Source organism: Virgibacillus xinjiangensis (assembly GCF_042643145.1).
Lineage (GTDB): Bacteria > Bacillota > Bacilli > Bacillales > Amphibacillaceae > Virgibacillus_O > Virgibacillus_O xinjiangensis.
Map to the genome: position 1 here is coordinate 145,618 of NZ_JBHRSA010000034.1, position 26,934 is coordinate 172,551.

A 26,934-nucleotide genomic window follows, 5' to 3' on the forward strand; every position below is an offset into this window, starting at 1 on the left:
CTGTAATGAGGGAAAAAAGTTTCGAACCTGATAATGATATGAAAGAATTCTTCTTACAAAACAGGGAGGATTTTGAGAAAAGGCTGTTATCGGAAGCAGTCAATGTAAGGGATAAAATTGAAGAGATCAAGCTGATCGGAAATATCAATCTCATTGAAAATGCGCATAAACTGGCACTCTATGTAGTCGAGCAAAAGGAGCAGGAAGTCGTTGATTTTGCCAAACAGGAAGGTATTGCCTGGGCAAAGAACCAATTGACCTTAGCATTCAAACTCGAATGGGTGCAAACCATCCGCAGGACGATGTGGTACTTCCTTTCTAAATTTGATGAAGAGAAAGAAAAAGGATATAACGGGGACCAATTCTATGAAATGGAATATAAAATAAATTCACTTATAGATGAATTTTTCAAGGGATTTTTTATCCATTATTCCAAATATAAGGATGAACTGATAGAATCCCAACGAGAATTGGTGGATAATCTGTCTGTTCCGATCATTCCCATCTCATCTTCTGTCAGTATCCTTCCGTTGATCGGAACGATTGATCCCTACCGTGCTACAATCATAGAAGAAAAAGTCCTGGTAGAAGTAGGTAAAATGCGTGTGGGAACCTTGATTATGGACCTCTCTGGTATAGCGGAGATGGATATAGAGGCTACACAACACTTCCTTAAACTCTTGGATGGACTCTCCATGATGGGATGCAGGGCGGTCGTTACCGGTTTGAGACCAGAAGTGGTAACAAGCATCCAGGAAGTGGATATGGACTTTAGCAAGAAAGTGGAAGCTAGGGGAACCCTGCAAAAGGCCTTGGAGAATTACTTCCGACAGGATATATCTGAGCAAACCGGAAATATAACGGATTTGGTTTAAAGGGAGATCATGTAGGATATAATAATAGCAACTCCCAAGCTTGCATCATGAAAACCGTTATGATATAATTTTTTTGGTAAGTAATGATACGAACGGCTAAAGAGTGGGCAGACACCCACTCTTTCTTCATACCTCGACCTGACTTTGAGTTATCCTTCCCCCTTGCCACATCTCCAGGCAGGGGTTTTGTATTGTTTAGGTGGGAATGTACTGCTTGTTTGGGTAATGGAATCAGATGACAATGTTGAATTGAAGGAGGATGTATATTGAGTTCTCAAGTAGTCAATACAACCGAAGAATTAATCCAGCCAATCCTCACGGAGAAAAAGCTGGAGCTGGTTGATATAGAATATGTGAAAGAAGGAAAAAACTGGTTTCTCCGTGTCTATATCGATAAACCAGGTGGAGTGGATATAGCAGAGTGTGGAGAGGTTTCCGAAGAACTTAGCAATAAGCTGGATGAAGCCGACCCTATTAAGGATGCTTATTTCCTTGAAGTTTCCTCTCCGGGTGTTGAAAGGCCATTAAAGACGAAAGAAGATTTTGCTGCCAATATTAGCAGCAATGTGTATGTCAAGTTGTATGAACCAATCGATGGCAATAAGGAATATGAAGGGATTCTTTCCAGTTTTTCTGATGATACGGCAATAATTGAATACAAAGTGAAGACAAAGAAAAGCACGGTGGAGATTCCATTTGATAAGATAGCAAAAGCGAGACTTGCTGTTACGTTTTAAAGGGGGATAATAAAAGTGAGCAGTCAGTTGTTTGACGCGATTGATTATTTAGCTAAAGAAAAAGGTATTGATAAAGAGGTCTTGATGGAAGCACTTGAAGCTGCACTCATTTCTGCATACAAGAAAAATTTCAAATCTGCAGGCAATGTCAGGGTTGAGCTTGACGAAGATTCAGGCAAAATGGCTGTTTATTCCAGAAAAACGGTGGTAGAAGAAGTGGAAGATCATCAATTAGAAATCTCTTTGGAAGAGGCCAAGAAAATTGACCCTAATTACGAAGTGGACGATATCATTGAAGTAGAGGTAACTCCGAAAGATTTTGGCCGGATTGCAGCACAAGCAGCAAAGCAAGTTGTGACCCAACGTGTTCGTGAAGCTGAACGAGGTGTGATATTCAGTGAGTATTCCGATCGGGAAGATGATGTGATGACAGGAATCATCCAGAGGAAGGATTCCCGCTTCATCTATGTGAACCTTGGAAAGATTGAGGCCAAATTGGCAGAGCCTGAGCAGATGCCAACAGAGGAATACAATATCCATGACCGTTTAAAAGTGTATGTGACCAAGGTTGAAAATACCAGCAAAGGTCCACAGATCTACATCTCCAGGTCACATCCCGGTCTGTTGAAGCGTTTGTTTGAAATGGAAGTTCCTGAAATTTATGATGGAATTGTAGAAATCAAGTCTGTTTCCAGGGAGGCAGGCGACCGATCCAAGATATCCGTCCATGCACCTGACCCGGACATAGATCCGGTCGGATCCTGTGTGGGGCAAAGGGGCCAACGAGTCCAGGCGATCGTCGATGAATTGAAAGGTGAAAAGATTGATGTCGTCGAATGGTCAGAAGACCCGGTGGTATATGTTTCCAATGCACTCAGTCCCTCCAAAGTAGTAGAAGTCCTGGTCGATGAAGAAGAGAAAGCCACCACAGTAATTGTGCCTGATTATCAGCTTTCCCTTGCAATAGGAAAACGTGGCCAGAACGCTAGGCTTGCTGCAAAGCTGACAGGGTGGAAAATCGATATCAAAAGTGAGTCAGAAGCCAGGGAAGAAGGCCTCTTGACAGAAGCTGAATCAGAAGTGGAGGAGACTTATTCTGACAATGAAGAAGATTTGTTTGAATAAGGAGGAAGTCTTATGGCAAAGAAAAAGAAAATACCTCAACGCAAATGTTTAGTCACTAATGAAATGAAACCGAAGCAGGAATTGATTCGGATTGTACGTAATAAAGACGGCGAAGTGTTTGTTGATCCGACCGGTAAAAAGAATGGGCGTGGAGCCTATCTATCGAAGGATTTGGATGTCATTGCCGAGGCGGAGAAGACGAAAGTGTTGAATCGGCAACTGGATGCAGAAGTAGATGCTTCCATTTATGAAGATTTAAGACAGCTCACCGGAGACCGTGTCGAGAATGAAAAATAATTATTTAAATATTCTTGGATTAGCCTTTCGTGCAGGAAAGTGTTCCACTGGAGAGGCTGTAATGAAGGATATAAGACAGAAGAGGGCGAAACTGGTCATCCTTGCCGATGATACAGGGCCCCAGACAAAAAAGAAGATTACGGATAAATGCAAGACATATGGAATACCGGTCGAGGTAGTGGATGACAGGGAAACTATTTCACACGCGATCGGCAAGTCCCAAAGAGTAGCTGTTGCCATTTTAGATGCAGGTTTTGCGGATAAAATTAAATCGCTGCTCGGGTAATAATTTCGGGGGTGAACGTATGAGCAAAATGCGAGTATATGAATATGCCAAAAAAAAGAATATAGCAAGTAAAGATGTGATCAATTATCTGAAAGAGTCAAAAATAGAAGTTTCCAATCATATGTCAACAATATCAGATGACACAGTTGCCAAGCTGGACAAGAAATTCAGCCCTGAACCTGCGGGTAACGGAGAAAAGAATCAGCAGCAGGGAAAGAATGGTAAGGATTCCAGGCCTAACAACCAGCAGAATAAAAAAGGCGGAAAGCCGGACAATAAAGGGAAGTCAGGCAATCATTCTGGCAAACAGAATAAAAAGGGGAAGGGCCAGCAGAAAAACAACCAGCGCAACAATAAAGGTAGAAAAGACCAATCCACCACCAGTGCCCAGAAACCTGCTTCCAAACCGACACCAGAGAAAATCACTTATAGCGGTACATTGACGGTCAGTGAACTTGCCGAGAAACTGAACAAGGAATCAGCTGAAATCATCAAGAAACTGATGTTCCTGGGTGTGATGGCCACTAAAAACCAAGACCTCGAAGACGACGCTGTAGAACTGATATGCGAAGAGTTCAATGTGGAAGTAGAGAAGGAAATAATTCTAGAAGATACCGATTTGGATAAATACAGGGAAGAAGACGATGCGGACAACCTTGTGGAGCGTCCTGCCGTTGTCACCATCATGGGCCATGTCGACCATGGTAAAACCACATTACTTGATTCCATCCGACATACAAAGGTAACAGCCGGTGAAGCAGGAGGAATTACACAACATATCGGTGCTTACCAAATTGAGAATGATGGAAAGCGGATCACGTTCCTAGATACACCAGGCCATGCTGCGTTTACCAGTATGCGTTCCCGTGGTGCTCAAGTGACTGATATTGCGGTATTAGTAGTTGCTGCAGATGATGGTGTCATGCCTCAGACAGTAGAAGCCATCAACCATGCTAAAGCAGCTGAAGTACCTATTATCGTCGCAGTTAATAAGATGGATAAAGAAGGAGCAAACCCAGATCGGGTGATGCAGGAATTGACTGAATATGAATTGATACCCGAAGATTGGGGCGGCAGCACCATATTTGTCAATATGTCTGCCATCAAAGGTGAGGGGATTGATGATCTGCTGGAAATGCTTCTGCTTGTCTCTGAGGTGGAAGAGTTGAAAGCAAACCCCGATACACAAGCGTTTGGCACTGTGATCGAAGCCCAGCTCGATAAAGGAAGAGGATCTGTAGCAACGCTTCTTGTACAAAATGGTACACTGAAGGTAGGGGATTCCATCGTTGTCGGAAATACGTTCGGTCGTGTACGGGCAATGGTCAATGATCTTGGACAAAGGGTGAAAGAGGCTGCTCCATCTACTCCGGTTGAGATCACCGGGTTGAATGATGTACCACAGGCAGGGGATCAATTCTTGGTATTTGAAGACGAGAAAAAAGCTCGACAAATCGGAGAAGCCCGCCAACAGAAACAAATAATGGAAAACCGTGGGGAACAGACAAAAGTGAGCCTTGATGACCTCTTTGAGCAGATCAAGCAGGGAGATATGAAAGAAATCAATATCATTATCAAGGCCGATGTACAGGGGTCAGCAGAAGCACTGGCCGGTTCTCTGCAAAAGATCGATGTAGAAGGTGTAAACATCAAGATTATCCATTCAGGTGTCGGAGCGATTACCGAGTCTGATATCATCCTTGCTTCTGCATCAAATGCCATTGTCATCGGCTTCAATGTCCGTCCGGATGCCAATGCCAAAAAAGCGGCTGAATCGGAAAAAGTGGATGTTAGACTGCATCGGGTCATCTACACAGCCATCGAAGAGATTGAATCTGCAATGAAGGGTATGCTTGACCCTGAATTTGAAGAGAAAGTGATTGGCCAGGCAGAAGTACGGGAGACTTTCAAAGTTTCCAGAATCGGTACCATTGCCGGGAGTTATGTTACAGAAGGAAAGATCACAAGAGATTCCGGTGTAAGACTTATCCGTAATGGTGTAGTCCAGTATGAAGGTGAAATAGATACCTTGAAGAGATTCAAGGATGATGTGAAGGAAGTTGCTACAAACTACGAGTGCGGTATTACCATTAAAAACTTCAATGATATCAAAGAAGGCGATATTATCGAGGCATTTATCATGCAGGAGATTGCACGCTAATGATCCTGTACGCAGAAGTGGAATGTATGTTGTATGAGGGGCATTCCTTGAAGCAAAAACGGTCAGTGATCAAACGCTTGTTTTCCAAGCTTAGAAAAGATTTCAATATATCACTGACAGAAATGGATTATCATGATCTATGGCAGCGGACTAAAATTGGCATAGTAACCATCTCTACAGATGGCACACATGCCGAAAAAGTCATTCAAGAAGTGTTGAGGGTCATTGATTCTTATCCGGAGATGGAAAGAACCCTTACAAACACGGAGCGCCGCTGACCTACAATTCCATTGGTCGGAAGGGGACCTCCCCTTCATTGATCAATCATAAGGTAAATGGAACCAGTATTCTCGAATGAATGAGGTGAAAATGTTGGCAGATTTGCGTGCGAACAGAGTCGCAGAACAGATGAAAAAAGAGTTGGGAGAAATCCTTACTAGAAAAATTAAAGACCCCCGAGTAGGGTTTGTTACAGTAACAGATGTAGAAGTAACCGGAGACTTACAGCAGGCCAAAATCTTCATTTCTGTCCTGGGCGATGATCAGCAAAAAAAAGATACACTTCTGGGTCTTGCTAAAGCTAAAGGGTTCATCCGTTCAGAGATCGGCCGACGTATTCGACTGCGGAAGACACCTGAATTATCTTTTGAATTTGATGAAGCGTATGCTTATGGCAATAGGATTGAATCCATTCTGCGAGATCTCAATAAATAGGGACATCTGAATCTGACCTTAGGTTATATAGGGTCAGATTTTTACTGCAACTACTACATTTTGGAGGCTGATGATATGCACGGTATTCTGCCTTTATGGAAGCCGAAAGGGATGACCTCCCATGATTGTGTCGTACGAATTCGGAGATTATTCAAAACTAAAAAAGTGGGGCACACAGGTACGTTGGATCCTGAGGTAGAAGGTATTCTTCCTATCTGTATTGGGCAGGCTACCAAAATCGTTCCTTTCCTGACCGATACAAAAAAGACATATATTGCGGAGCTTAAGCTCGGTTGGTCAACAGAGACGGAAGACGATCAGGGAGAAATCATAGAAAGAAAGCCAGTGACCGATTTTCCCACTGAAGAAACGGTGGATAATGTGCTACAATCATTCAAAGGAGAGATTACTCAGATACCACCGATGTATTCTGCCGTCAAGGTGAACGGCAGAAAACTGTATGAATATGCCAGGAAGAATTTAGAAGTGGAACGGCCAAAAAGGAGTGTAACCATTTTTGAAATAGAGAGAATTTCTCTGCAAGAAGAGAAGATCCGTTTCAAGGTTGTCTGCTCCAAAGGTACATATATCCGTACGTTGTGTGTCAATATTGGTGAAAAACTTGGATATCCTGCCCATATGTCCGATCTTTGTCGCACCCAGACAGGTTCATTTGATGAGAAAGATGGCTTAAGTTTCACGGAAATTGAAGAGGCTGTTATGAATCAGAAGGAAGAACAGCTGCTTTGCCCCTTACTCAGGGGGGTAGACCATCTTGATGAACTGCAAGTAGACGAGAGTATCAAGAGAAAGGTGGAAAACGGCAGGAAATTAGAAAAGCCCGAGCAACCGATAAAAACGGATCCTTTCAGAGTTATGCATGGCCGGGAATTACTGGCAATCTATCAAAATCACCCAGAGAAGAACGGACAAATCAAGCCGGTCCGGGTCTTTCAGGTGTGAAAAAGCAGGTGAAAGATATTGAGAACGTTTGAATTGAAATATCCTCATTCTTTTGAACAAGGAGAGCTGCCAGAAACTGTGAGTGCCGTCGGTTTTTTTGACGGTGTTCATCAAGGACATCAAAAAGTTATTGAAACGGCTGTTATTGAAGCCCGGGAGAGAGGGATGGAAAGTGCGGTCATCACGTTCCACCCACATCCATCAGTAGTGTTGAAAGGGGCAGACCAGGTAAAATATCTGACCACCTTAAAAGAGAAACAAGAAATAATGGAACAGATGGACGTCGACAGGCTGTATATCATCCGTTTCAACAAGGAATTGTCCTCCCTCTCTCCTCAGCAGTTTGTAGATCATTTTATTATCGGTTTGAATATTAGACACATGGTGGCTGGTTTCGACTATTCATTTGGCCATAAAGGTCAGGGAAGCATGGACAACCTGGAAAATTATACAAGAGGTTTCTTTACCCATACCACCGTTGATAAGGTAACCATGGATTCAGAAAAAGTAAGTTCCTCCCGGATCAGGAAACTGTTGGTATCAGGAGAGATGGAACAGGCGAATGAACTACTGGGAAGGCCTTTCATCTTGGAGGGTCTCGTGATACATGGAGACCAACGTGGAAAAGAAATTGGATACCCTACAGCCAATCTGCAAGTCGACCATGATTCCCTGCTGCCAAAACCAGGGATTTATGCAGTAAAGGTGAACTATAAAGGAGCAACTCATTACGGGATGGCCAACATTGGGACCAACCCAACCTTCACGGCAGAGAGGGAAGATTTATCCATCGAAGTGAACATTCTTGATTACGATAACGACCTCTATGGAGAAATGCTGCAGGTTGAATGGTACAGGTATATCAGGGAAGAAGAGAGATTCAATGGGGTAAAAGAACTTGTGGAGCGTATTGCTCAGGACGAGCGTGAAATTCGTTCCTTTTTCGCCGCCAATGGAATGGAATGAAAGAATTCCAGCTTTCCCCTTGCATTTCCGTACAAAACAAGGTAAGATTATCAAGGTAGAACCATCGCTTGGCAAATCGCAACTCCGGCGTTTGCTAGGGGAGTGGGGATAAGACAGATTGATAGGAGGTGAACCAGATGGCAATCACACAAGAACGTAAGAATGAAATCATCAATGAATACAAGGTTCATGAAAATGACACTGGTTCTCCAGAGGTACAGATCGCTGTACTTACTGAAGAGATCACAACATTAAATGAACATTTGCGTGTTCATAAAAAAGACCACCATTCACGTCGCGGTCTTTTGAAAATGGTTGGTAAGCGTCGTAATTTGCTGAACTACCTTCGTAAAAAAGACGTTACCCGCTACCGTGAACTAATTAAGAGCCTCGGCCTACGTCGATAAGCAAAAAGCAGGAGAAATCCTGCTTTTTTTAATATGTATACATCCCAGCCTACATAAAATTTACATTTTAAGTTATAAACTATAAAATGGGGTGGAGAATGTTCTACTGAAAGGAGCACGTTGATTAATGTCAGAAGAAAAACGCTTATTTTCTACAGAAATCGCCGGTAAGACGTTTACCGTTGAAGTTGGCGAATTAGCTAAACAGGCGAATGGTGCCTGTATGATCCATTATGGAGATACCGCTGTGCTATCCGTTGCTACAGCCTCCAAAGAACCAAAAGACCTGCCATTTTTCCCATTGACTGTAAATTATGAGGAGCGTCTTTATGCGGTCGGGAAAATACCTGGAGGATTCATCAAACGAGAGGGGCGACCAAGCGAAAAAGCAATCTTGTCATCGCGTTTGATCGACAGACCAATCCGTCCTCTCTTCCCTGATGGTTTTCGAAATGAAGTACAAGTCATTTCCACTGTAATGAGTGTAGATCAGGATTGTTCCTCCGAAATTGCAGCAATGATCGGTTCTTCTATTGCATTAAGCATCTCTGATATACCTTTTGAAGAGCCTATTGCCGGGGTACATGTCGGCAGGGTTGACGGAGAGTTCGTCATTAATCCGACAATAGAGCAGGAGGAACAGAGCGATATCGAGTTGACTGTGGCAGGAACCAAGGATGCTATCAATATGGTGGAAGCCGGTGCTGACGAAGTGCCCGAAGAAGTGATGCTTGAAGCCATTATGTTCGGCCATGAGGAAATCAAAAGGCTGGTTGCGTTCCAAGAGGAAATCGTCCAAGCAGTCGGTGTTCCTAAATCACCGGTAACTTTGGTCGAAACTGACGAAGAGATCGCCGCCCAGGTGGAAGCCCAAGCAAAAGATAAATTGCCTGAGGCAATCCGGGTGAAAGAGAAACATGCAAGGGAAGAAGCAATCAGCAATGTGAAAGAAGAAATTCTTGACTCTTATGAAGAAGAGGAAGAGGATGTTATCAAACAAGTGAAAAATGTATTGGATAAAATGGTGAAAGAGGAAGTGCGCAGGCTCATTACCAAAGAAAAGGTAAGACCGGATGGACGTGGCCTCGATGAAATCCGTGCACTGTCATCCAGAATCAATGTACTTCCCCGTACGCATGGATCAGGTCTTTTCACTAGAGGACAGACACAAGCATTGAGCATATGTACCCTGGGAGCCTTGGGTGATGTTCAGATTCTAGATGGATTGGATCTGGAAGAGTCCAAGCGTTTCATGCATCATTACAACTTCCCACAATACAGTGTTGGGGAAACAGGACCAATCAGAGGACCGGGACGTCGTGAAATCGGCCATGGCGCACTTGGAGAGCGGGCATTGGAGAAAGTAGTTCCAAATGAAAAAGAATTCCCGTACACCATCCGTCTCGTTTCCGAAGTGCTCGAATCGAACGGCTCCACTTCACAGGCCAGTATTTGTGCAAGCACCTTAGCTATGATGGCTGCCGGCGTTCCAATTAAAGCACCTGTTGCCGGAATTGCTATGGGTCTTGTCAAATCAGGAGAAGATTATTCTATCCTGACTGATATTCAAGGCATGGAGGATGCCCTTGGCGATATGGACTTTAAAGTGGCCGGTACAGAGAAGGGTGTCACCGCATTACAAATGGATATCAAAATAGACGGACTGTCAAGAGAGATACTACAGGAGGCATTGCAACAGGCTAGAACGGGCCGCCTGCAAATTCTTGAACATATGCAAGGGACCATCGAACAGCCAAAGGCTGAACTATCCGAGTATGCGCCAAAGATTTTGACGATGCAAATCAATCCGGATAAAATCCGTGATGTCATTGGACCAAGCGGTAAACAGATCAACAAGATTATTGATGAAACAGGTGTGAAAATCGATATAGAGCAAGATGGTAATGTATTTATCTCTTCCACCGATGCAGATATGAACAGAAAAGCTCAGAAAATCATTGAAGACCTCGTTCGCGAAGTAGAAGCTGGTGAAATATACCTGGGTACTGTGAAGCGTATCGAAAAATTCGGGGCGTTTGTCGAGTTGTTCAAAGGAAAAGACGGACTCGTCCATATTTCCGAATTAGCGGAAGAACGCACCAATAAGGTGGAAGATGTTGTATCCATCGGTGATCAGATTAAAGTTAAAGTCAAAGAGATCGACCGCCAAGGCCGGGTTAATTTGTCACGTAAAGCTGTGCTGAAAGAAGAGAGAGAAGAAGCAGAGAAGGCCCAACAATAAAATGTCTTAAAAACAAGAAGCTGGATTCCAGTTTCTTTTTTTATTGGGATTTATAACGGTACATGGGGCAGGCTGTACCTTTTAAGAGGCTTCTCTAAAGCAAATACAGCAACAATCGAAGACAATAGATGGCATACCTTGTCCCTTCCTTACATAAAGTTTAACAGGAGGGGATAGCCATGCGTCATCTTTCAAAAGCTGTTCATTTGCTGGTGTTTATCATTATTGTGGCTTTAGCATTTGATATAAACCACAATCCCTTTTTCGTTTCAGAATTTCCTGCCATATCAACCAGCATGTCTGCTGAGGATCCTTTATATCAAGAAATACAGGAAAAAAGCAGAGAATTGGCCGAAAAGCCGCAAGACGCCTACATAGATCAAGTTTGGCATAAGACACCAGGTAGAAATGGATTGGAAGTAGACATACAGGCATCCTATGAAAAGATGAAGGAAAAGGGCTCTTATGATGAGGCACTTCTGGAATACAAGCAGATTCCTCCGGCTACGAAATTGAAGGATTTGCCCGCCTCTCCTATATATAGAGGCCATCCGGACAAAGAAATGGTTGCATTCTTGATCAATGTATCGTGGGGGACGGAACATATTCCCGATATTCTCCGGGTACTAAAAGAGAATAACGTAAAGGCTACATTCTTTATCGAGGGAAAATGGGCAAAGGAAAATGCAGGGTACGTGAAAATGATTCATGAACAAGGACATGTTGTTGGCAACCATGCGTATAATCATCCTGACATGAGAAAGCTCTCCTCGGGAGATATTGCCGAACAGATTTCCAGAACCAATGACATCATCAAAGCGACAATTGGTATTTCTCCAGAATGGTTCGCGCCGCCTAGCGGCAATTATACGGATGAAGTGGTCAGGACTGCACATCAGATGGAAATGGAGACGATTCTGTGGACCGTGGACACGATTGATTGGAAGAATCCATCTGTTTCTGTTATGATAAACCGGGTAAATGACAGGATTCATAGAGGGGCCACCATTCTGATGCACCCGACTCCGGCTATTGTGGAAGGACTGGAACCGTTGATCAAGAATATTAAAGGTAGAGGTTATAAGATCGATACGATTGATAAGCTATTAAGAGAAGAAAGATAGGGTATCTATATGTAGGAGGGAAACTATGATTGAAAAACATACAAGCAAAAACGGTCTTCGAATAGTGATGGAAAATATACCTTCAGTACGCTCGGTAACTATAGGTATCTGGGTCCTTACCGGCTCAAGAAATGAAACAGATCGCAATAACGGGATTTCTCACTTTCTAGAGCACATGTTCTTCAAGGGAACAGATAAAAGATCTCCTCAAGAAATTGCCGAAGCTTTTGATTCTATTGGCGGCCAGGTGAATGCCTTCACTTCCAAAGAATATACGTGTTTCTACGCAAAGGTGCTTGATACCCATAAAGAGTATGCACTAGAAATACTGGCTGATATGTTTTTCCATTCTTCTTTTGATGAAGAAGAAATGGAGCGGGAGAAAAAAGTAGTATATGAAGAAATCAAGATGTATGAGGATACTCCGGATGATATTGTCCATGATCTCTTAGCCAGAGCTTCTTATGGCGAGCACCCGCTTGGGTACCCTATTCTAGGTACGGAAAAGCAGCTGAAGTCCTTTACAGCCGACACATTGAGGAACTATATGGAGGAGCAGTATAGACCTGAAAATGTTGTCGTCTCTATTGCTGGAAATGTCGATCAGCCATTTTTAGAAAAAGTGGATGGCTATTTTGGTTCATACCAAGGAAATAAGACGAGCTCGGCGTTGGTAAAGCCAGATTTCATCGCTGAAAAAATTGAACGGAACAAAGATACAGAACAGGCACATCTTTGTCTAGGATATGACGGATTGGCAGTGGGGGATGAAGATGTATTCAGTCTTACCGTCATGAATAATGTGCTCGGCGGCAGTATGAGTTCTCGTTTGTTCCAGGATGTCCGTGAAAAAAGAGGATTAGCCTATTCTGTTTTTTCCTATCACTCATCTTTTCTTGATAATGGTCTGTTGACAATCTATGCTGGTACTGGAAAAGACCAACTCCCTTTGCTTCAGGATACGATGGATCAGACGGTCGACCATCTAATCGAAAAGGGACTTACTGACAAGGAATTGACGAACAGCAAAGAACAACTGAAAGGGAATTTGATGCTCAGCTTGGAAAGCACCAACAGCAGGATGAGCCGTAATGGAAGGAATGAGATGTTGTTGAACCGTCATCGGAGTCTGGACGAGATGGTAGAAGAGATCGATGCAGTGGACCATCAATCCATTCAACGTGTAATAGAGAGAATTTTCAAGCAATCTCCTTCCACGGCGTTGATTGCTCCGAAAGCTGATTAAAACCTGTGTACCTGCACAGGTTTTTTTTATCGAGGAAGAAAATGAAACGAAAGAATGACTGGCTTATTACTGCATATACATAGGAAGAAAACGACCAAAATGGGGGATAATCATGCGGTACAAAGAGGTCAGCGGCAAGGAAATCGTCAACATTAATCAGGGGGCCAGGCTGGGCATACTGGGACAGACGGACCTGGAAATCGATGAGAATACGGGCCAAATCTTAGCTTTGATCCTTCCTAATTACAAATGGTTCGGACTCAAGAAAGAAGGAGAAGAAAGAAAGATTTACTGGAATTCTATCCGGAAAATCGGTGATGACATGATTATGATCGAATTGGATGAATAAGCGATACTCCGGCAGCAACAGGGCCGGAGTTTTTTAGTTATTGGATATAGCCCCATAGTTACGGCATTTTTAACAAAACATTATCACTCTCCGCGTGGAAATTCATAAGCTATAAAGAAATATTAAAGGCTGAATGTCTGGAGGGGTCTCATGACGATGAAACATAAAATAGCTGTAATAGGCGGAGATGCCCGATATCTCGAATTAATCCGTCAGCTTCAGGAACTACCCGGCACCGATATTATACTGGTGGGCTTCGATAAATTGGAACAAGGATTTACTGGTATGAAGCAAATGGATTTTACAGAATTGGAGCAAGATCAGTTGGACGCTGTCATCCTACCTATAACTGGAACCGATACAGAAGGAAACGTTGATACGGTATTCTCTGACCAGCATATTCAATTAACGGAAGATTGGATGAAAGATTTGAAGAAGGATGCTGTAATATTCAGTGGCATCGTGAATGATTACTTGAGGAACGCTGCTGAGCTAGCGGGCATATCATTAATACCGTTATTGGAGCGGGATGACGTAGCCATTTACAATTCCATCCCGACTGCTGAAGGGACTATTATGATGGCCATTGAACACACGGACTATACTATCCACTCATCGAGAGTGGTTGTGGTCGGTTTTGGAAGAGTCGGCCAGACTGTAGCCAACAAATTTGCCGCTTTGGGTGCAGAGGTAAGTGTAAGCACCAAAAGCAGTAAAGATTTGGCCCGAATAAGTGAAATGGGTCTGAAAGCTGTACCATTGGATAATCTGAAGGAAACTGCCGAGAATTGTGACCTTCTTATCAATACCATTCCCGCCCCTGTAATAACGAGGGAATCCATTCAGCACTTGCCGCCGCACGCCCTGATATTGGATTTAGCTTCCAAACCGGGGGGAACTGATTTCGATTATGCGAAACAGCGTGGAATCCAGGCCATCCTTGCAAGGAGTCTTCCAGGGATCGTGGCACCAAAAACGGCTGGGAAAATATTGGCCGATGTTATCAAGCAAATATTATTGGAAGAAAGGAGATCCATATGGAATTGAAAGGCAAGCGGATAGGTTTTGGATTGACCGGGTCACATCATATGCATGCCAAGGTCTTTCCGCAGATAGAAAAAATGATTGCCGATGGAGCAGAGGTCATACCAATAATATCCAGTACTGTAAAAAATACGACCACTAAGTTCGGAAAACCCCAAGATCATATCGACAAACTCGAAAGAATCACAGGAAAAAAAGTAGTTTCCACCATTCCGGAGGCAGAACCATTTGGTCCCAAAGACCCGTTGGATTGTATGGTGATTGCTCCACTTACTGGTAATTCCTTAAGTAAACTGGCGAATGCGTTAACTGATTCTCCCGTCTTAATGGCCGCTAAGTCAACGATCCGTAATCAGCAGCCTGTCGTATTGGGCATCTCCACCAATGATGCTTTAGGGCTCAATGGAGTAAATTTGATGAAACTGATGGCGACCAAATTCATTTATTTTATTCCATATGGCCAGGATAACCCCTATGATAAACCGAATTCATTGGTAGCTGATATGGAGAAATTGCCGGAAACTGTCGAATTTGCGCTAAAAGGAAAACAAATTCAGCCTGTAATCATTACTCATAATGCCTAATATATGATAGAATAATATGCTAAGAACTGATGATTTTGATTTTTCATAGGAAAGGGAGTTTTGTACATGACAGAAAAAACAACATTTAATATAGCAGTAGTGGGGGCTACAGGTGCAGTTGGACAGAAGATCATCGACCTTCTGGATGCTAAGGACTTTCCAATTAATGAACTGAAACTATTATCTTCTGAAAGGTCAGCCGGGAAAAAGATAAATTTCCAAAATAAAGAGTTAACAGTAGAGGCTGCAACACCGGAAAGTTTTGATGGTATTGATATTGCCTTATTCTCTGCCGGCGGTTCCGTTTCAAAGAAATTGGCGCCTGAAGCAGTGAAACGCGGGGCAGTAGTGGTGGATAACACAAGTGCTTTCCGTATGACCGAAGATGTACCGTTGGTTGTACCTGAGGTGAATAATGAGGACATAGCCAAACATAATGGAATCATTGCCAATCCGAATTGTTCGACCATCCAGATGGTAGCTGCTTTAAAACCGATCAAAGATGCCTTTGGCCTTGACCGAGTCATTGTTTCTACGTACCAGGCAGTGTCCGGTGCCGGAAATGAAGCCAACAAAGAACTGGAAGAGCAGTCGAAGGCGAAGCTGAACGGGGAAGAAATGAAGGCGGAGCTTCTGCCGGTAAAAGGAGAAGAAAAGCATTACCCGATCGCATTTAATGCGCTTCCGCAAATTGATGTATTTGAGGAAAATGGATATACGTTTGAAGAAATGAAGATGATAAACGAAACAAAGAAAATCATGCATGCTCCTGAGTTGAATGTAGCAGCCACTTGTGTAAGATTGCCGTTTTTCACCTCTCACGCAGAAAGTGTATATATTGAAGTAGAAAAGGATGGACTTGAAGTGGCTGACCTATGGGAAGCACTAAAGGGAGCAGATGGTGTTGTTTTGGAAGATGATCCGGCAAGTCAAACATACCCGACTCCTTTAAGTGCTGAAAACAAAGAGGAAGTATTTGTCGGCCGGGTGAGAAAGGATCTGGATCAGAAGAACGGCTTCCATCTATGGGTAGTATCCGACAACCTGCTGAAAGGAGCTGCATGGAACTCGATCCAGATTGCACAGAGTCTGATTCAAAATAAATGGCTGTAAGGTAGTGTTATAATGCAGATATTAGTACAAAAATTTGGTGGTACTTCTGTAAAATCAGAGGAAAACAGAGAACATGTCATCAAACATATTAAAGCTGCATTACAGGAAGGATATAAGCTGGTGGCGGTGGTATCTGCATTAGGAAGGAATCCTGATCCCTATGCTACAGATACGTTGCTTGGATTGGTTGATTACCCTGCCCATGCAGCCGGAAACCGGGAAATGGATCTGCTCATGTCCTGCGGAGAGGTCATTTCGTCAGTAGTTCTGTCGAATGAACTGCAGAAAGAGGGGATTCGTACGATGGCATTAACCGGCCCGCAGGCAGGCATATTAACTAATGAGGATTTTACTCGGGCAAAAATAAAAAAAGTTAATCCGTCACGTATACTGCAAGAGTTGAAGCAAAATGATGTGATTGTCGTTGCCGGATTCCAGGGAGAGTCGATCGGCGGCGAAATAACTACCATTGGCAGGGGCGGCAGCGACACGACAGCAGCTGCTCTCGGTGCCGCCTTAGATGCCGAATATATCGATATCTTCACGGATGTTCATGGAATCATGACAGCCGACCCTAGAGTCGTAGATGCAGCGAGACCGCTTCACGTGGTCACCTATCAGGAGATTTGCAACTTGGCCTATCAAGGTGCCAAAGTCATACATCCAAGGGCAGTGGAAATTGCCATGCAGGCTGATATACCAGTAAGGATAAGGTCCACTTATACGGAAGATGAGGGAACCCTTGTCACTTCCTCCCTTCATAGGAAGGGGCATATGCAACCTGGGGATGGAACCGTTACAGGGATTGCTCATATGACTAACATTACACAGATTAGGGTACCGGCAAAAAAAGAAGAAGCATATCATCTGCAACCGGCGGTTTTTAAAGCGATGGCCGCTTCGGGAATTTCTGTTGATTTCATCAATATTTCGCCTCGTGATGTCATTTATACTGTTCCCGATATCTATACAGAGAAAGCGGTCGGCATACTGGAAAATTTAGGGTTTCAGCCGGTTGTAACTGAAAATTGTGCGAAGGTATCAGCAGTTGGAGCTGGGATGGCAGGTATTCCCGGAGTAATTTCTAAAATGGTGCAGGCATTAACCAATAAGGGAATACAGATCCTGCAGTCTGCTGATAGCAGTACCACAATATGGATTCTAATCCATGATAGAGATTTGAAGAAAGCAGTCAATGCGCTGCATGATGTGTTCGGCTTGAGTATGGAGAAATCGAGAAATGCAAAAGAAGGGTGATATGCAATGGATTTCGGCAAGGTTTTGACAGCAATGGTTACACCATTCAATGAAGAAGGTAAAATGGACTTGGAAAGAACCACCATTCTAATTGAGTATTTATTGGAGAATGGGACAGAAGGTCTGGTGATCAATGGAACAACCGGTGAATCACCGACTCTTTCTATTCAGGAAAAAATCGACCTATTTAAACACGTGGTCAAAGTAGTCAACAAAAGAGTTCCTGTCATCGCTGGAACAAGCAGCAATGATACGTATGCCTCCGTGGGGCTGACCAAAGAAGCGGAGGCAATCGGAGTAGACGCTGTCATGATTGTTGCACCGTATTATAATAAACCGACACAACGGGGAATGTATGAACACTTCAAAACAATTGCTGAGGCAACTACTCTTCCTGTTGTGTTGTATAATATTCCTGGACGTTCTGTTGTCAAAGTGGACGCAGAAACAATTGTAGAATTGAGCAAGATCGATAATATCGTTTCGCTGAAAGAGGCATCAGGTGACTTTGATTTAGCTTCAGAGGTCATTCAAAATACACCAGATGATTTCACGGTTTACAGTGGTGAAGATGGGTTGACACTTCCATTGCTTTCCATCGGGGCTGATGGGGTGATCTCCGTAGCATCCCATGTGGCAGGGAATGAACTACAGCAGATGGTCAAGGCTTTTACTAATGGCGACTATAAAACGGCTGCAGCACTGCACCGTCAATTGCTTCCTCTGATGAGAGGTTTGTTCAAGCAGCCATCCCCGGCGCCTACCAAAGCAGCTCTTCAAATGAAAGGCGTGGATACAGGCGGAGTCCGTCTACCACTGCTGGATTTAACCGAACAGGAAAGAGGAGAATTGAAACAACTGCTTGATAGCTAAAAAATATCGGCTGAGAGGCCGGTATTTTTTTATATTTAAATTTTTACTTTCGTCTCGGAACCAGCGCTTTATAAAAAAGCGCGATGTACTCTCTGCATGAAGCCGATATGATACGCACATACTAAAAACATATTGATTTCAATTTAAAGGGAGTTGTTCGCAGATGAATAATGAAACGGATAAAAAGGAAAACCCGAACCAAGATCAGAATCAGGGGGATAAGCAGAATTCCTCTGCCTTAGTACAAAAAATCCAGCAACTAGGTTCATCTAATGTAGCACAGGCGCCGGATTCCAATATTCATGTTCTAACCATCATTGGCCAAGTGGAAGGTCATGTACAGCTTCCTCCTCAAAATAAAACGACAAAATACGAACACTTGCTACCCCAATTGATCGCAGTAGAACAAAACCCGAAAATTGAAGGTCTGATCATTTTGCTGAATACAGTAGGGGGAGACGTGGAAGCAGGTCTTGCATTGGCAGAGATGATTTCTTCCATTTCCAAGCCGACGGTTTCCATCGTTTTAGGAGGTGGCCACTCGATTGGAGTGCCGATCGCTGTAGCCGCGGACCATTCTTATATTGCTCCAACAGCAACCATGACCATTCATCCGGTCCGCTTGAATGGTCTGGTCATAGGAGTTCCGCAAACGTTTGAATATCTGGATAAGATGCAGGACAGGGTAATTAACTTCGTAGTAAACCACTCCGATATCCCGGAAGAAAAGTTTAAGGATCTAATGTTTGCTAAAGGCAACCTGACCAGGGATATTGGAACCAATGTAGTGGGAACAGATGCCGTTGAATATGGTTTGATTGATGGAATAGGCGGAGTGAAGGAAGCAATGGAAAAAGTCAATGAGATGATAGGTACACAGGAAACAGCAGGAAATCAGGTGATCCAATGATCCATTATACCCCTCTCTCTGAGTATGACATCTATCCGCAGCAAGCAGAACAATTTACCAATAAACACCTGCTATCCATTCAAGGAAGGTCTGTTTACGCTGAGAGACAGCAAGATGGTTCTTATCAAGTTCTTCAACTGCTTTCAACAAATCCACAGGATTATATGGATGAAACGTTCAGCCCAGGCAGCATTATAGGATAGTCAAGCAAGTCACCTTACTAAAAATGAGCCAACCTAACGGAATAAAAATACACTTAGTCATTGCCATATGTGCAAACCATTAATATGTGGCTCAGTTGGAGTGCAAGGCCAACGGCTTATAAAGTCAGTCAGTTTATATAGGCACACGCGGTAAAGCCACTGAATGAAGTTTCACTTTATGGTATAATGACAATAATTGTATAGTGCGTAAACCCTTGCCAACTCAGGCAGGGGTTTACTGTTCTGTGATAAATGGCTATATGAAGTGAGGTGACTAATATGCCGAAAAAAAGGAAAAAACGTAAAAATAGAAAACTAAAACAATATGTGAAAATGGAAATGCTTGGATTGTTATTCGTCTTCCTTGCCATATTCGGCAGCGGGGCCAGTGCAATCAGTGATGGGGCAATACCAGGAGGGCTTGAAAACCTGTTCCGTTTCTTCTTTGGAATCTGGTACTTTACTGCTTCTATCACATTATTTATTACAGGCTTCTTTCTATTGATCAAACGCCGGCTACCTGATTTTGGCAGCAAAAAAATGATTGGGCTCTATATTCTTTTTACTGGAGTACTGTTACTCACACATATTCAGACATTGGAAAGCCTTCTGATTGACCCGTCTAGCGAGTCTATTCTTGGATCTACTTGGTATATTTTCATCTCCTATCTTGACGGTCAAGGGACTGCCACGCAGACAGGGGGAGGAATGATCGGGGCTTTGCTATATACTCTTTGTTTTTATCTATTTTCTTCTGCGGGTTCCCAAATTGTGGCAGCATTTTCCATCATTATCGGTTTCCTGTTTATGACTGAGATCTCTGTAGGCAAGATTTTCGGTATAATATGGGATAAGGTGAAAGGATTCTTCATCAACAATTGGCAGCAGTGGAAGGTGAAAAGGGAGGAACAACAATCACGTAATGAACCAGAAATATCGTCTCTACCTGCCACCGACCCTGCCACGGAAGAAACTGAAGAGCAGGAACCCTTTATACAGGATTTTACAGACGTGGCTTACTCTGCTCCAGAAACCGAGGAGAACCCGGTGACAGAGGCAGATGAAACCCCAGAAGATGATAACTCGGACGAGCGGGAGGATACTGCTCTATCACCGATGCCTATGACAGAAACAGAGAACCACGAATACGAGTTGCCACCTTCGAATCTATTAGCTGAACCCTCTTATAATTCACAACAGCAAGAGAAGTCCATGATACAAAGGACTGTAAGAAAATTGGAGAAGACGTTCCAAAGCTTTGGGGTAAAAGCAAGGATCACCAAGGTCCATGTTGGTCCCGCTGTTACGAAATACGAGGTCTATCCGGAAGCAGGCGTGAAAGTCAGTAAAATTGTCAACCTGCACGATGACCTTGCTTTGGCTCTGGCAGCAAAGGATATACGGATCGAGGCTCCAATCCCTGGAAAGTCTGCCGTCGGCATCGAAGTCCCGAACCAGGAAGTGGCAATGGTATCATTGAGGGAAGTGCTAGATAACAAATCAACTAAACAATCTTCCAAGCTGCAGTTTGCACTTGGAAGGGATATATCTGGAGACGCTGTAGTCGGAGAATTGAATAAGATGCCGCATTTACTGATTGCTGGGGCTACAGGAAGCGGTAAAAGTGTCTGTGTGAATGGCATTATCACAACAATCTTGATGAGAACCAAGCCGCATGAAGTAAAAATGATGATGATCGATCCGAAAAAGGTGGAGCTGAATGTATATAATGGTATCCCTCACCTGATTGCCCCTGTTGTAACCGACCCGAAAAAAGCATCCAGGGCGCTGAAAAAAGTGGTTTCCGAAATGGAAAGAAGATATGAACTATTTTCTGATACAGGTACTCGAAATATAGAGGGCTATAATGATTATATCCGAAAGTACAACCAGACGGTCGGGGAAGACGAGGCCCAACCTAATCTGCCTTACATTGTTGTCCTGGTCGATGAATTGGCCGATTTGATGATGGTCGCTTCCAATGATGTAGAAGATGCCATTACAAGGCTTGCACAAATGGCAAGAGCCGCCGGCATCCATTTGATTATTGCGACCCAGCGGCCATCCGTAGACGTCATTACAGGCGTCATCAAGGCGAATATTCCTTCAAGAATCGCCTTTAGTGTATCTTCTGCAACGGATTCCCGTACAATTTTAGATACGGGTGGTGCAGAGAAACTGCTGGGCAGAGGTGATATGCTGTACATGCCTGTCGGTAACTCCAAACCGACCCGTGTTCAGGGAGCTTTTCTATCGGACGAGGAAGTTGAGCGTGTTGTTGATCACTGTATTGACCAACAAAAGGCTGCTTATCAGGAGGAGATGATTCCAGAGGATACGAACGAAGCTGCAGAGGAAGTGGATGATGACCTGTATGAAGAAGCCGTGCAATTGATAACTGAAATGCAGAGTGCTAGTGTATCTATGCTTCAAAGACGTTTTCGCATCGGTTATACCCGGGCTGCTAGGCTCATAGATGCCATGGAGGATAGAGGGATTGTCGGACCTTATGAGGGTAGTAAGCCTAGATCCGTTCTAGTCCCCAGTAGTCCGGAGGAAAAATCCTCTTAATACACAGGAAAGTCTAAAAACCAGTATGCATGGATGGCTAGAGGCCTGCATACTGGTTTTGATTATATAATCGAGAGAATACAGAAGTATTTTCGTGTATTTATTATTTCTCTGAAAAATGCTATATTATTATAAGACAACTTCCGGTTGAACGTCTGATGTCTAATCAACAGGAAAGGAGGGGGAGTCTTTGTCGATTAAAACAGATGCAAGACACTTGTATCTACAGGTAATTGATGAGATTAAAAGAGATATAGAGAACGGAGTGTATAAGGAAAAAGAAAAGCTTCCTTCCGAATTTCAATTATCCAAACAGCTTGGAGTATCCCGTGCGACTTTACGTGAGGCACTCCGCATACTGGAAGAGGATAATGTGGTTACACGTCGTCATGGTGTAGGTACGTTTGTAAATGCCAAGCCGATATTTTCCTCTGGCATAGAACAGTTGAATAGTGTGACATTTATGATTGAACAATCCGGTAAAACTGCAGGGTCCCAATACCTGAGTACGGAAATACTTGGCCCTACGGACGAGGATTCCATGAGATTCTCGCCTGTCAAAGTGGAACAGCTGGCAAAAATTGAACGAATCAGGACAGCTGACGGACGTCCCGTCGTATTTTGCATTGATAAGGTTCCTGAAGGTCTGGTCCCGATTGAGTCTGTAAATAAAGAGGACTCCCTTTTCAAAGTTATGGAAGAACATTCAGGGAAACGAATAGAATATGCGGTCACATATATTGAGCCAATCAGCTATCACGACCGAATTTATGACCTGCTCAATTGTGAGCCGGATCAATCCTTATTGCTATTGAAACAGATGCATTATACAGCAGAGGATGAGCCGGTACTGTACTCTTCCAACTATTTTCGTTCCGATACATTCAGCTTCCATGTACTCAGAACGCGTAATTAATCCGGGGTATCATGCCGAAGACTTGCTATGAATTCATAGCAAGTCTTTTTTTTTTACCGTATAATGGATGCTAACTGGAAAAATTGTACAGAATAATGTTGGATTCTTATCGGACTGGAGGCTATGCAATGACAATAATTGAAGAACAGCGCATGAGCAGAAATGGTATCAACTTTCATTTTGTGGAGAGCAAAAAGTTCAAGACCATCCATTTTGCTGTAAAGCTGAAAGCACCATTAAAAAGGGAAACTATTACCAAGAGGGCACTGCTGCCATATATTCTGAAACAAGGAACAGAGAATTACCCCAGCAGGAAAGAGTTGCAACGCAGGTTGGATGAACTATATGGAGCATCTTTCTCCATAAATGGAGGGAAAAAGGGTGAAAATCATATCATCACTTTCCGGCTCGATATCGCGAATGAAAAGTTCATCCCTGATGGCAGCTCCATCGTTCAGGAAGGGGTCAACCTTCTCAGGGAAATCGTATTTGAACCGAACACTGACGGAGAAGCTTTTGAAAACAAGGCATTCCAGCGGGAAAAAGAAACGCTAAAACAAAAAATAAGCTCCGTTAAAGATGATAAAATGCAATATGCCAATATGAGGCTAATTGATGAAATGTGTAAAGATGAACCATATCAACTCCATGTACATGGCTATATGGAAGATTTGCAGACATTGACCCCTGAAAATTTATATGTGCATTATCGGGGAATGCTTGCACAAGACCAAATGGATATCTATGTCACTGGGGATTTCAATCCTCAAGAAATGCTTAACGAGATGGAAAAAGCTTTCTCACACAAGGAGAAGACTGAAAGCAGGCCGCCAGCTTCCGATAAAAAGGATAAGGATATCCAAGAGCCAAAGGAAGTAGTGGAGGAAGAGCAGGTTAATCAGGCCAAGCTCCATATCGGTTATCGGACGAATACGACGTTTGGTGACAAAGAATACCCGGCTCTTCAGGTCTTTAACGGACTTTTTGGAGGGTTCCCGAGTTCCAAACTGTTTATTAATGTACGTGAGAAGAATAGTCTTGCTTATTATGCTGCCTCAAGACTGGAAAGTCATAAAGGGTTGATGCTTGTATTCAGCGGGATAGCCCCAGGCGATTACGAGAAAGCAAGAGATATTATAAGACTACAGCTGGAAGCTATGAGAAAAGGCGATTTTACAGAAGAACAGTTGTCTGAGACAAAGGACCTTATTATGAATCAGCTACTTGAAACCATGGATCATCCGCAGGGAATGATAGAACTGCTTTATCAACAGGAAGCTGCATCTGTAGAGCGCAGCCCACAGCAGCTTATGGATGCGATTCAGAAAGTGACGAAAGAACAGGTTATTGAAGTGGCTGGGAAGGTACAGGAAGACACTGTTTACCTGTTGACGAGCAAAGGAGGGAGTTTAGATGAATAAGCACACGTATGAGTATATAAATGAAACACTGTACTCCGAAAAACTGGAGAATGGTCTATCGGTATATCTCTTGCCCAAACAGGAAATGTCCAAAACCTATGCCTTATTTACAACAGATTATGGCTCGATTGATCAGCGGTTCGTACCGATTGATAGGAAAGAAAAAATAACTGTGCCGGAAGGAGTCGCCCATTTTCTAGAACATAAGCTATTTGAGAAAGAAGATCGGGATGTGTTTGCAGATTTCACAAAGCAAGGTGCTTCTCCGAATGCCTATACTTCATTCACCAAAACTGCATACCTTTTTGCTGCAACAGATCATATCGAGAAAAATGTAGAGACACTGATCGATTTTGTACAGAACCCTTATTTTTCAGAGGAATCTGTAGAGAAAGAAAAAGGAATTATTTCACAGGAGATAAAAATGTATGATGATCAGCCGGACTGGCAGTCGTTCATGGGAACCATCAAGTGCATGTTCCATCATCATCCGGTCAATGTAGATATTGCCGGTACGGTCGACTCGATCACTTCCATCACGAAAGATGACCTTTACACATGCTATAACACGTTCTACCACCCTGAGAACATGGTACTCTTCATTGCTGGAAACTTTGATCAGGATAGCATGTTCGAACTGATTGAAGAAAACCAGAAGCGGAAAGACTTTCAGAAAATGGAGGAAATAGACAGGGAGTTTCCGGATGAGCCGAAAGAAGTAGTAAAGAGGGAAGAAAAAATGATTATGCCTGTATCTGTTCCAAAGTGTACTGTCGGCATAAAAGATTCTTCTACTGTCTTGGACCGGGATGAACTTCTCAAGAAAGACCTGCTGATCAATATGTTGCTGGATCATTATTTTTCTACCAGCGGAGATTTTTACCAGCAATTATATGAAGAAAATCTGATTGACAGCAGTTTTCACTTTGAAACGACCCTGGAGAAAAACTTCGGCTATACCTTGATTGGTGGGAATACGGAAGACCCTGAGCGATTCTCTGCCAAAATGAAGGAACTATTGCTATCCACGAACCAGGCGGAGTTGAATGCTGATGAATTCGACCGAATGAAGAAGAAGAAAATCGGCCAGCTCCTCCGGTCGATGAACTCTCTGGAGTTCATTGCAAGCAAGTATACGCATTATCATATGTTTGGTCTTGATTTATTTGAAATCATTCCACAAATTGAGCAATTGACACTTGAGGATGCCAATGGGTTTTTACGCACTTGGATGGAAGAAGACCGGATAACCGTCCTTACCATCGCAGGAGAATGAGCTGACGGTGAAGAAAAATGTATTAGTAGTCGGTGCTAGCGGTGATATCGGGATAGCGATCAGCCGGAGGCTTGCCGAAGAGGGATATCATCTGCTTCTTCATTTCAACCGAAACAGGCAGCCGATCGATACGCTGAGGGAAGAGTTGGAGGGAGAATCCGTTCTTGCGGTCATTCAATCTGACTTGTCGAGGGAAGAGGAAATCAAAAGGTTTCTGACAGAACTGGTCTTCCCAGTGGATCATATTGTGTTTGCCAGTGGAATGGCTCATTACGGGCTTTTTCAAGAAGCCCCTGAACAAATCATGGATGAAATGCTCATGCTTCATGTGAAGGCTCCTTGGATGATTACCAAGCATTTACTTCCTCGTATGATCCAGGACAAAGCTGGCAATATCGTCCTAGTCACTTCTATTTGGGGAGAAGAGGGGGCAAGCAACGAGGTGATCTATTCTTCGGTCAAAGGAGCTCAGAATGCGTTTGTCAAGGCTCTGGCAAAGGAAGCTGGTCCCAGCGGAATTCTCGTTAATGCCGTCAGTCCAGGGTTTATTGAAACGAAAATGAATCAACAGATCTCGCGTGAGGAAAGAGAGGCAATCATGGAAGAAATTCCTTTAAGCCGGGCAGGAAAACCGGACGAAGTAGCTCATGTCGTAAGTTTCCTGCTGGAAAAGAAATCCTCCTATATTCAAGGAGAAATTATTAAAATCAGTGGCGGATGGTAGATATAATTCTTCCTTCAAGCATGTATAAACCATTGGTTACTTCAAATACTATACATGATAATATTGAAGGAGGATAAGCTATGTCAGTGTTGGATAACTTTGATTCTTGGAAAGGCTTCTTAGCGAACAAGCTGCAACAGGCACAACAGCAGGGAATGAGCCAACAGACCATTTCCAATATGGCCGAAGAAGTCGGGGACTACCTGGCTCAGAATGTGGAAGCGAAGAATAGTGAGGAAGCAGTATTGAGAGAACTATGGAACGCTGCTTCTGAAGAAGAACAACAAGCACTTGCTAATACCATGATCAAAATGGTGCAGAATCAAGGAAACAACTAAACAACTTGGAAGGAGAAGCTGTATATTTCATACAGCTTCTCAGCTTGTAGAGAAACCTCGTGTTTTTCTACAAGCTTTTTTTCTTGCCTCCAGGAGCACAGACCATTCCCTTTCCGCGGACGAACGCCCGAGCCTCCTCGTAAAACTGTACTGCACCCCAATTATTGGACACCTAATCAATATTGGAGGTGCTTCAAATGCAAGATCAGTCT

28 protein-coding genes are annotated in these 26,934 nt (G+C 43.3%); all 28 read left to right on the top strand.

Annotated features, from left to right (window positions below; all coding sequences use genetic code 11):
• Nucleotides 1–5 precede the first annotated feature (5 nt).
• The 28 genes from ACFOGI_RS08685 (at nt 6) to ACFOGI_RS08820 (ending at nt 26,722) form a co-directional block, all read left to right on the top strand.
• Nucleotides 6–875, top strand: coding sequence for an STAS domain-containing protein (locus ACFOGI_RS08685; RefSeq protein WP_390271458.1), 870 nt, complete (start codon nt 6–8; stop codon nt 873–875).
• A 266-nt stretch (nt 876–1,141) separates the two neighbouring features.
• The gene (rimP, locus tag ACFOGI_RS08690; RefSeq protein ID WP_390271460.1) at nt 1,142–1,612 is read left to right on the top strand and encodes a ribosome maturation factor RimP; all 471 of its coding nucleotides are present in this window, start codon (nt 1,142–1,144) and stop codon (nt 1,610–1,612) included.
• A 15-nt stretch (nt 1,613–1,627) separates the two neighbouring features.
• A complete protein-coding gene (gene nusA / locus ACFOGI_RS08695) occupies nt 1,628–2,737 on the top strand; it encodes a transcription termination factor NusA (protein ID WP_390271462.1) in 1,110 nt (369 codons plus the stop codon).
• Between the two features lie 12 nt (nt 2,738–2,749).
• The gene (gene rnpM, locus ACFOGI_RS08700) at nt 2,750–3,034 is read left to right on the top strand and encodes an RNase P modulator RnpM (protein ID WP_390271465.1); all 285 of its coding nucleotides are present in this window, start codon (nt 2,750–2,752) and stop codon (nt 3,032–3,034) included.
• Entirely contained in the window at nt 3,024–3,320 is a 297-nt protein-coding gene (locus tag ACFOGI_RS08705; RefSeq protein WP_390271467.1) for a L7Ae/L30e/S12e/Gadd45 family ribosomal protein, read from the top strand. Before rnpM ends, ACFOGI_RS08705 begins: the two co-directional genes overlap by 11 nt.
• 19 nt (nt 3,321–3,339) lie before the next feature.
• Nucleotides 3,340–5,481 (top strand): translation initiation factor IF-2, encoded by a 2,142-nt coding sequence (gene infB / locus ACFOGI_RS08710; protein WP_390271469.1) that lies wholly within the window; start codon nt 3,340–3,342, stop codon nt 5,479–5,481.
• Nucleotides 5,481–5,759 (top strand): DUF503 domain-containing protein, encoded by a 279-nt coding sequence (locus ACFOGI_RS08715; protein ID WP_390271471.1) that lies wholly within the window; start codon nt 5,481–5,483, stop codon nt 5,757–5,759. Before infB ends, ACFOGI_RS08715 begins: the two co-directional genes overlap by 1 nt.
• Nucleotides 5,760–5,853: 94 nt before the next feature.
• A complete protein-coding gene (gene rbfA / locus ACFOGI_RS08720; RefSeq protein ID WP_390271473.1) occupies nt 5,854–6,195 on the top strand; it encodes a 30S ribosome-binding factor RbfA in 342 nt (113 codons plus the stop codon).
• A 75-nt stretch (nt 6,196–6,270) separates the two neighbouring features.
• Nucleotides 6,271–7,158 carry a tRNA pseudouridine(55) synthase TruB gene (gene truB, locus ACFOGI_RS08725; protein ID WP_390271475.1) on the top strand — a complete coding sequence of 296 codons (888 nt, stop codon included), beginning with the start codon at nt 6,271–6,273 and terminating at the stop codon, nt 7,156–7,158.
• Nucleotides 7,159–7,176: 18 nt separating this feature from the next.
• Nucleotides 7,177–8,124, top strand: a complete 948-nt coding sequence (locus tag ACFOGI_RS08730; protein ID WP_390271477.1) for a bifunctional riboflavin kinase/FAD synthetase — start codon at nt 7,177–7,179, stop codon at nt 8,122–8,124.
• 137 nt (nt 8,125–8,261) lie between these two features.
• Nucleotides 8,262–8,531: a 30S ribosomal protein S15 gene (gene rpsO / locus ACFOGI_RS08735; protein WP_390271479.1), complete on the top strand. Its 270-nt coding sequence runs from the start codon at nt 8,262–8,264 to the stop codon at nt 8,529–8,531.
• Between the two features lie 127 nt (nt 8,532–8,658).
• Entirely contained in the window at nt 8,659–10,773 is a 2,115-nt protein-coding gene (locus tag ACFOGI_RS08740) for a polyribonucleotide nucleotidyltransferase (protein WP_390271482.1), read from the top strand.
• 179 nt (nt 10,774–10,952) lie between these two features.
• A complete protein-coding gene (locus ACFOGI_RS08745) occupies nt 10,953–11,897 on the top strand; it encodes a polysaccharide deacetylase family protein (RefSeq protein WP_390271484.1) in 945 nt (314 codons plus the stop codon).
• A 25-nt stretch (nt 11,898–11,922) separates the two neighbouring features.
• Nucleotides 11,923–13,143 carry a M16 family metallopeptidase gene (locus ACFOGI_RS08750; protein ID WP_390271486.1) on the top strand — a complete coding sequence of 407 codons (1,221 nt, stop codon included), beginning with the start codon at nt 11,923–11,925 and terminating at the stop codon, nt 13,141–13,143.
• A gap of 112 nt (nt 13,144–13,255) precedes the next feature.
• Entirely contained in the window at nt 13,256–13,492 is a 237-nt protein-coding gene (locus ACFOGI_RS08755; protein WP_390271488.1) for a YlmC/YmxH family sporulation protein, read from the top strand.
• A 156-nt stretch (nt 13,493–13,648) separates the two neighbouring features.
• Nucleotides 13,649–14,539 carry a dipicolinic acid synthetase subunit A gene (dpaA, locus tag ACFOGI_RS08760; RefSeq protein WP_390271528.1) on the top strand — a complete coding sequence of 297 codons (891 nt, stop codon included), beginning with the start codon at nt 13,649–13,651 and terminating at the stop codon, nt 14,537–14,539.
• Nucleotides 14,530–15,120, top strand: a complete 591-nt coding sequence (dpaB, locus tag ACFOGI_RS08765) for a dipicolinate synthase subunit B (protein WP_390271490.1) — start codon at nt 14,530–14,532, stop codon at nt 15,118–15,120. Before dpaA ends, dpaB begins: the two co-directional genes overlap by 10 nt.
• Nucleotides 15,121–15,186: 66 nt before the next feature.
• A complete protein-coding gene (gene asd, locus ACFOGI_RS08770) occupies nt 15,187–16,233 on the top strand; it encodes an aspartate-semialdehyde dehydrogenase (RefSeq protein WP_390271492.1) in 1,047 nt (348 codons plus the stop codon).
• A gap of 12 nt (nt 16,234–16,245) precedes the next feature.
• Entirely contained in the window at nt 16,246–17,490 is a 1,245-nt protein-coding gene (gene dapG / locus ACFOGI_RS08775) for an aspartate kinase (protein WP_390271494.1), read from the top strand.
• 6 nt (nt 17,491–17,496) lie between these two features.
• Nucleotides 17,497–18,363: a 4-hydroxy-tetrahydrodipicolinate synthase gene (gene dapA, locus ACFOGI_RS08780; protein WP_390271497.1), complete on the top strand. Its 867-nt coding sequence runs from the start codon at nt 17,497–17,499 to the stop codon at nt 18,361–18,363.
• Nucleotides 18,364–18,526: 163 nt separating this feature from the next.
• On the top strand, nt 18,527–19,273 hold the full coding sequence (locus ACFOGI_RS08785) for a ClpP family protease (protein ID WP_390271498.1): 747 nt from the start codon (nt 18,527–18,529) through the stop codon (nt 19,271–19,273).
• On the top strand, nt 19,270–19,476 hold the full coding sequence (locus ACFOGI_RS08790; RefSeq protein ID WP_390271500.1) for a YlzJ-like family protein: 207 nt from the start codon (nt 19,270–19,272) through the stop codon (nt 19,474–19,476). Before ACFOGI_RS08785 ends, ACFOGI_RS08790 begins: the two co-directional genes overlap by 4 nt.
• 279 nt (nt 19,477–19,755) lie before the next feature.
• Nucleotides 19,756–22,047 (top strand): FtsK/SpoIIIE family DNA translocase, encoded by a 2,292-nt coding sequence (locus ACFOGI_RS08795; RefSeq protein ID WP_390271502.1) that lies wholly within the window; start codon nt 19,756–19,758, stop codon nt 22,045–22,047.
• A gap of 190 nt (nt 22,048–22,237) precedes the next feature.
• Complete coding sequence (locus tag ACFOGI_RS08800) at nt 22,238–22,963, top strand: GntR family transcriptional regulator (RefSeq protein WP_390271504.1); 726 nt, start codon at nt 22,238–22,240, stop codon at nt 22,961–22,963.
• A gap of 128 nt (nt 22,964–23,091) precedes the next feature.
• Nucleotides 23,092–24,384, top strand: a complete 1,293-nt coding sequence (gene yfmF, locus ACFOGI_RS08805) for an EF-P 5-aminopentanol modification-associated protein YfmF (protein WP_390271506.1) — start codon at nt 23,092–23,094, stop codon at nt 24,382–24,384.
• Nucleotides 24,377–25,660, top strand: coding sequence for an EF-P 5-aminopentanol modification-associated protein YfmH (yfmH, locus tag ACFOGI_RS08810; protein WP_390271508.1), 1,284 nt, complete (start codon nt 24,377–24,379; stop codon nt 25,658–25,660). The genes yfmF and yfmH overlap by 8 nt, the downstream gene beginning before the upstream one ends.
• A gap of 7 nt (nt 25,661–25,667) precedes the next feature.
• On the top strand, nt 25,668–26,384 hold the full coding sequence (gene ymfI / locus ACFOGI_RS08815; protein WP_390271510.1) for an elongation factor P 5-aminopentanone reductase: 717 nt from the start codon (nt 25,668–25,670) through the stop codon (nt 26,382–26,384).
• Nucleotides 26,385–26,464: 80 nt separating this feature from the next.
• Entirely contained in the window at nt 26,465–26,722 is a 258-nt protein-coding gene (locus tag ACFOGI_RS08820) for a DUF3243 domain-containing protein (RefSeq protein ID WP_390271512.1), read from the top strand.
• Nucleotides 26,723–26,934 lie beyond the last annotated feature (212 nt).

Coding starts and splice junctions, on each gene's coding strand:
- truB (WP_390271475.1), top strand. CDS start 6,271: ATGCACGGTATTCTGCCTTTATGGAAGCCGAAAGGGATGACCTCCCAT.
- ACFOGI_RS08795 (WP_390271502.1), top strand. CDS start 19,756: ATGCCGAAAAAAAGGAAAAAACGTAAAAATAGAAAACTAAAACAATAT.
- dapG (WP_390271494.1), top strand. CDS start 16,246: ATGCAGATATTAGTACAAAAATTTGGTGGTACTTCTGTAAAATCAGAG.
- dpaB (WP_390271490.1), top strand. CDS start 14,530: ATGGAATTGAAAGGCAAGCGGATAGGTTTTGGATTGACCGGGTCACAT.
- infB (WP_390271469.1), top strand. CDS start 3,340: ATGAGCAAAATGCGAGTATATGAATATGCCAAAAAAAAGAATATAGCA.
- rpsO (WP_390271479.1), top strand. CDS start 8,262: ATGGCAATCACACAAGAACGTAAGAATGAAATCATCAATGAATACAAG.
- ACFOGI_RS08820 (WP_390271512.1), top strand. CDS start 26,465: ATGTCAGTGTTGGATAACTTTGATTCTTGGAAAGGCTTCTTAGCGAAC.
- ACFOGI_RS08685 (WP_390271458.1), top strand. CDS start 6: ATGAGGGAAAAAAGTTTCGAACCTGATAATGATATGAAAGAATTCTTC.
- asd (WP_390271492.1), top strand. CDS start 15,187: ATGACAGAAAAAACAACATTTAATATAGCAGTAGTGGGGGCTACAGGT.
- yfmH (WP_390271508.1), top strand. CDS start 24,377: ATGAATAAGCACACGTATGAGTATATAAATGAAACACTGTACTCCGAA.
- dapA (WP_390271497.1), top strand. CDS start 17,497: ATGGATTTCGGCAAGGTTTTGACAGCAATGGTTACACCATTCAATGAA.
- ACFOGI_RS08715 (WP_390271471.1), top strand. CDS start 5,481: ATGATCCTGTACGCAGAAGTGGAATGTATGTTGTATGAGGGGCATTCC.
- ACFOGI_RS08785 (WP_390271498.1), top strand. CDS start 18,527: ATGAATAATGAAACGGATAAAAAGGAAAACCCGAACCAAGATCAGAAT.
- ACFOGI_RS08740 (WP_390271482.1), top strand. CDS start 8,659: ATGTCAGAAGAAAAACGCTTATTTTCTACAGAAATCGCCGGTAAGACG.
- yfmF (WP_390271506.1), top strand. CDS start 23,092: ATGACAATAATTGAAGAACAGCGCATGAGCAGAAATGGTATCAACTTT.
- dpaA (WP_390271528.1), top strand. CDS start 13,649: ATGAAACATAAAATAGCTGTAATAGGCGGAGATGCCCGATATCTCGAA.
- ACFOGI_RS08705 (WP_390271467.1), top strand. CDS start 3,024: ATGAAAAATAATTATTTAAATATTCTTGGATTAGCCTTTCGTGCAGGA.
- ACFOGI_RS08750 (WP_390271486.1), top strand. CDS start 11,923: ATGATTGAAAAACATACAAGCAAAAACGGTCTTCGAATAGTGATGGAA.
- ACFOGI_RS08755 (WP_390271488.1), top strand. CDS start 13,256: ATGCGGTACAAAGAGGTCAGCGGCAAGGAAATCGTCAACATTAATCAG.
- ACFOGI_RS08745 (WP_390271484.1), top strand. CDS start 10,953: ATGCGTCATCTTTCAAAAGCTGTTCATTTGCTGGTGTTTATCATTATT.
- ACFOGI_RS08790 (WP_390271500.1), top strand. CDS start 19,270: ATGATCCATTATACCCCTCTCTCTGAGTATGACATCTATCCGCAGCAA.
- rnpM (WP_390271465.1), top strand. CDS start 2,750: ATGGCAAAGAAAAAGAAAATACCTCAACGCAAATGTTTAGTCACTAAT.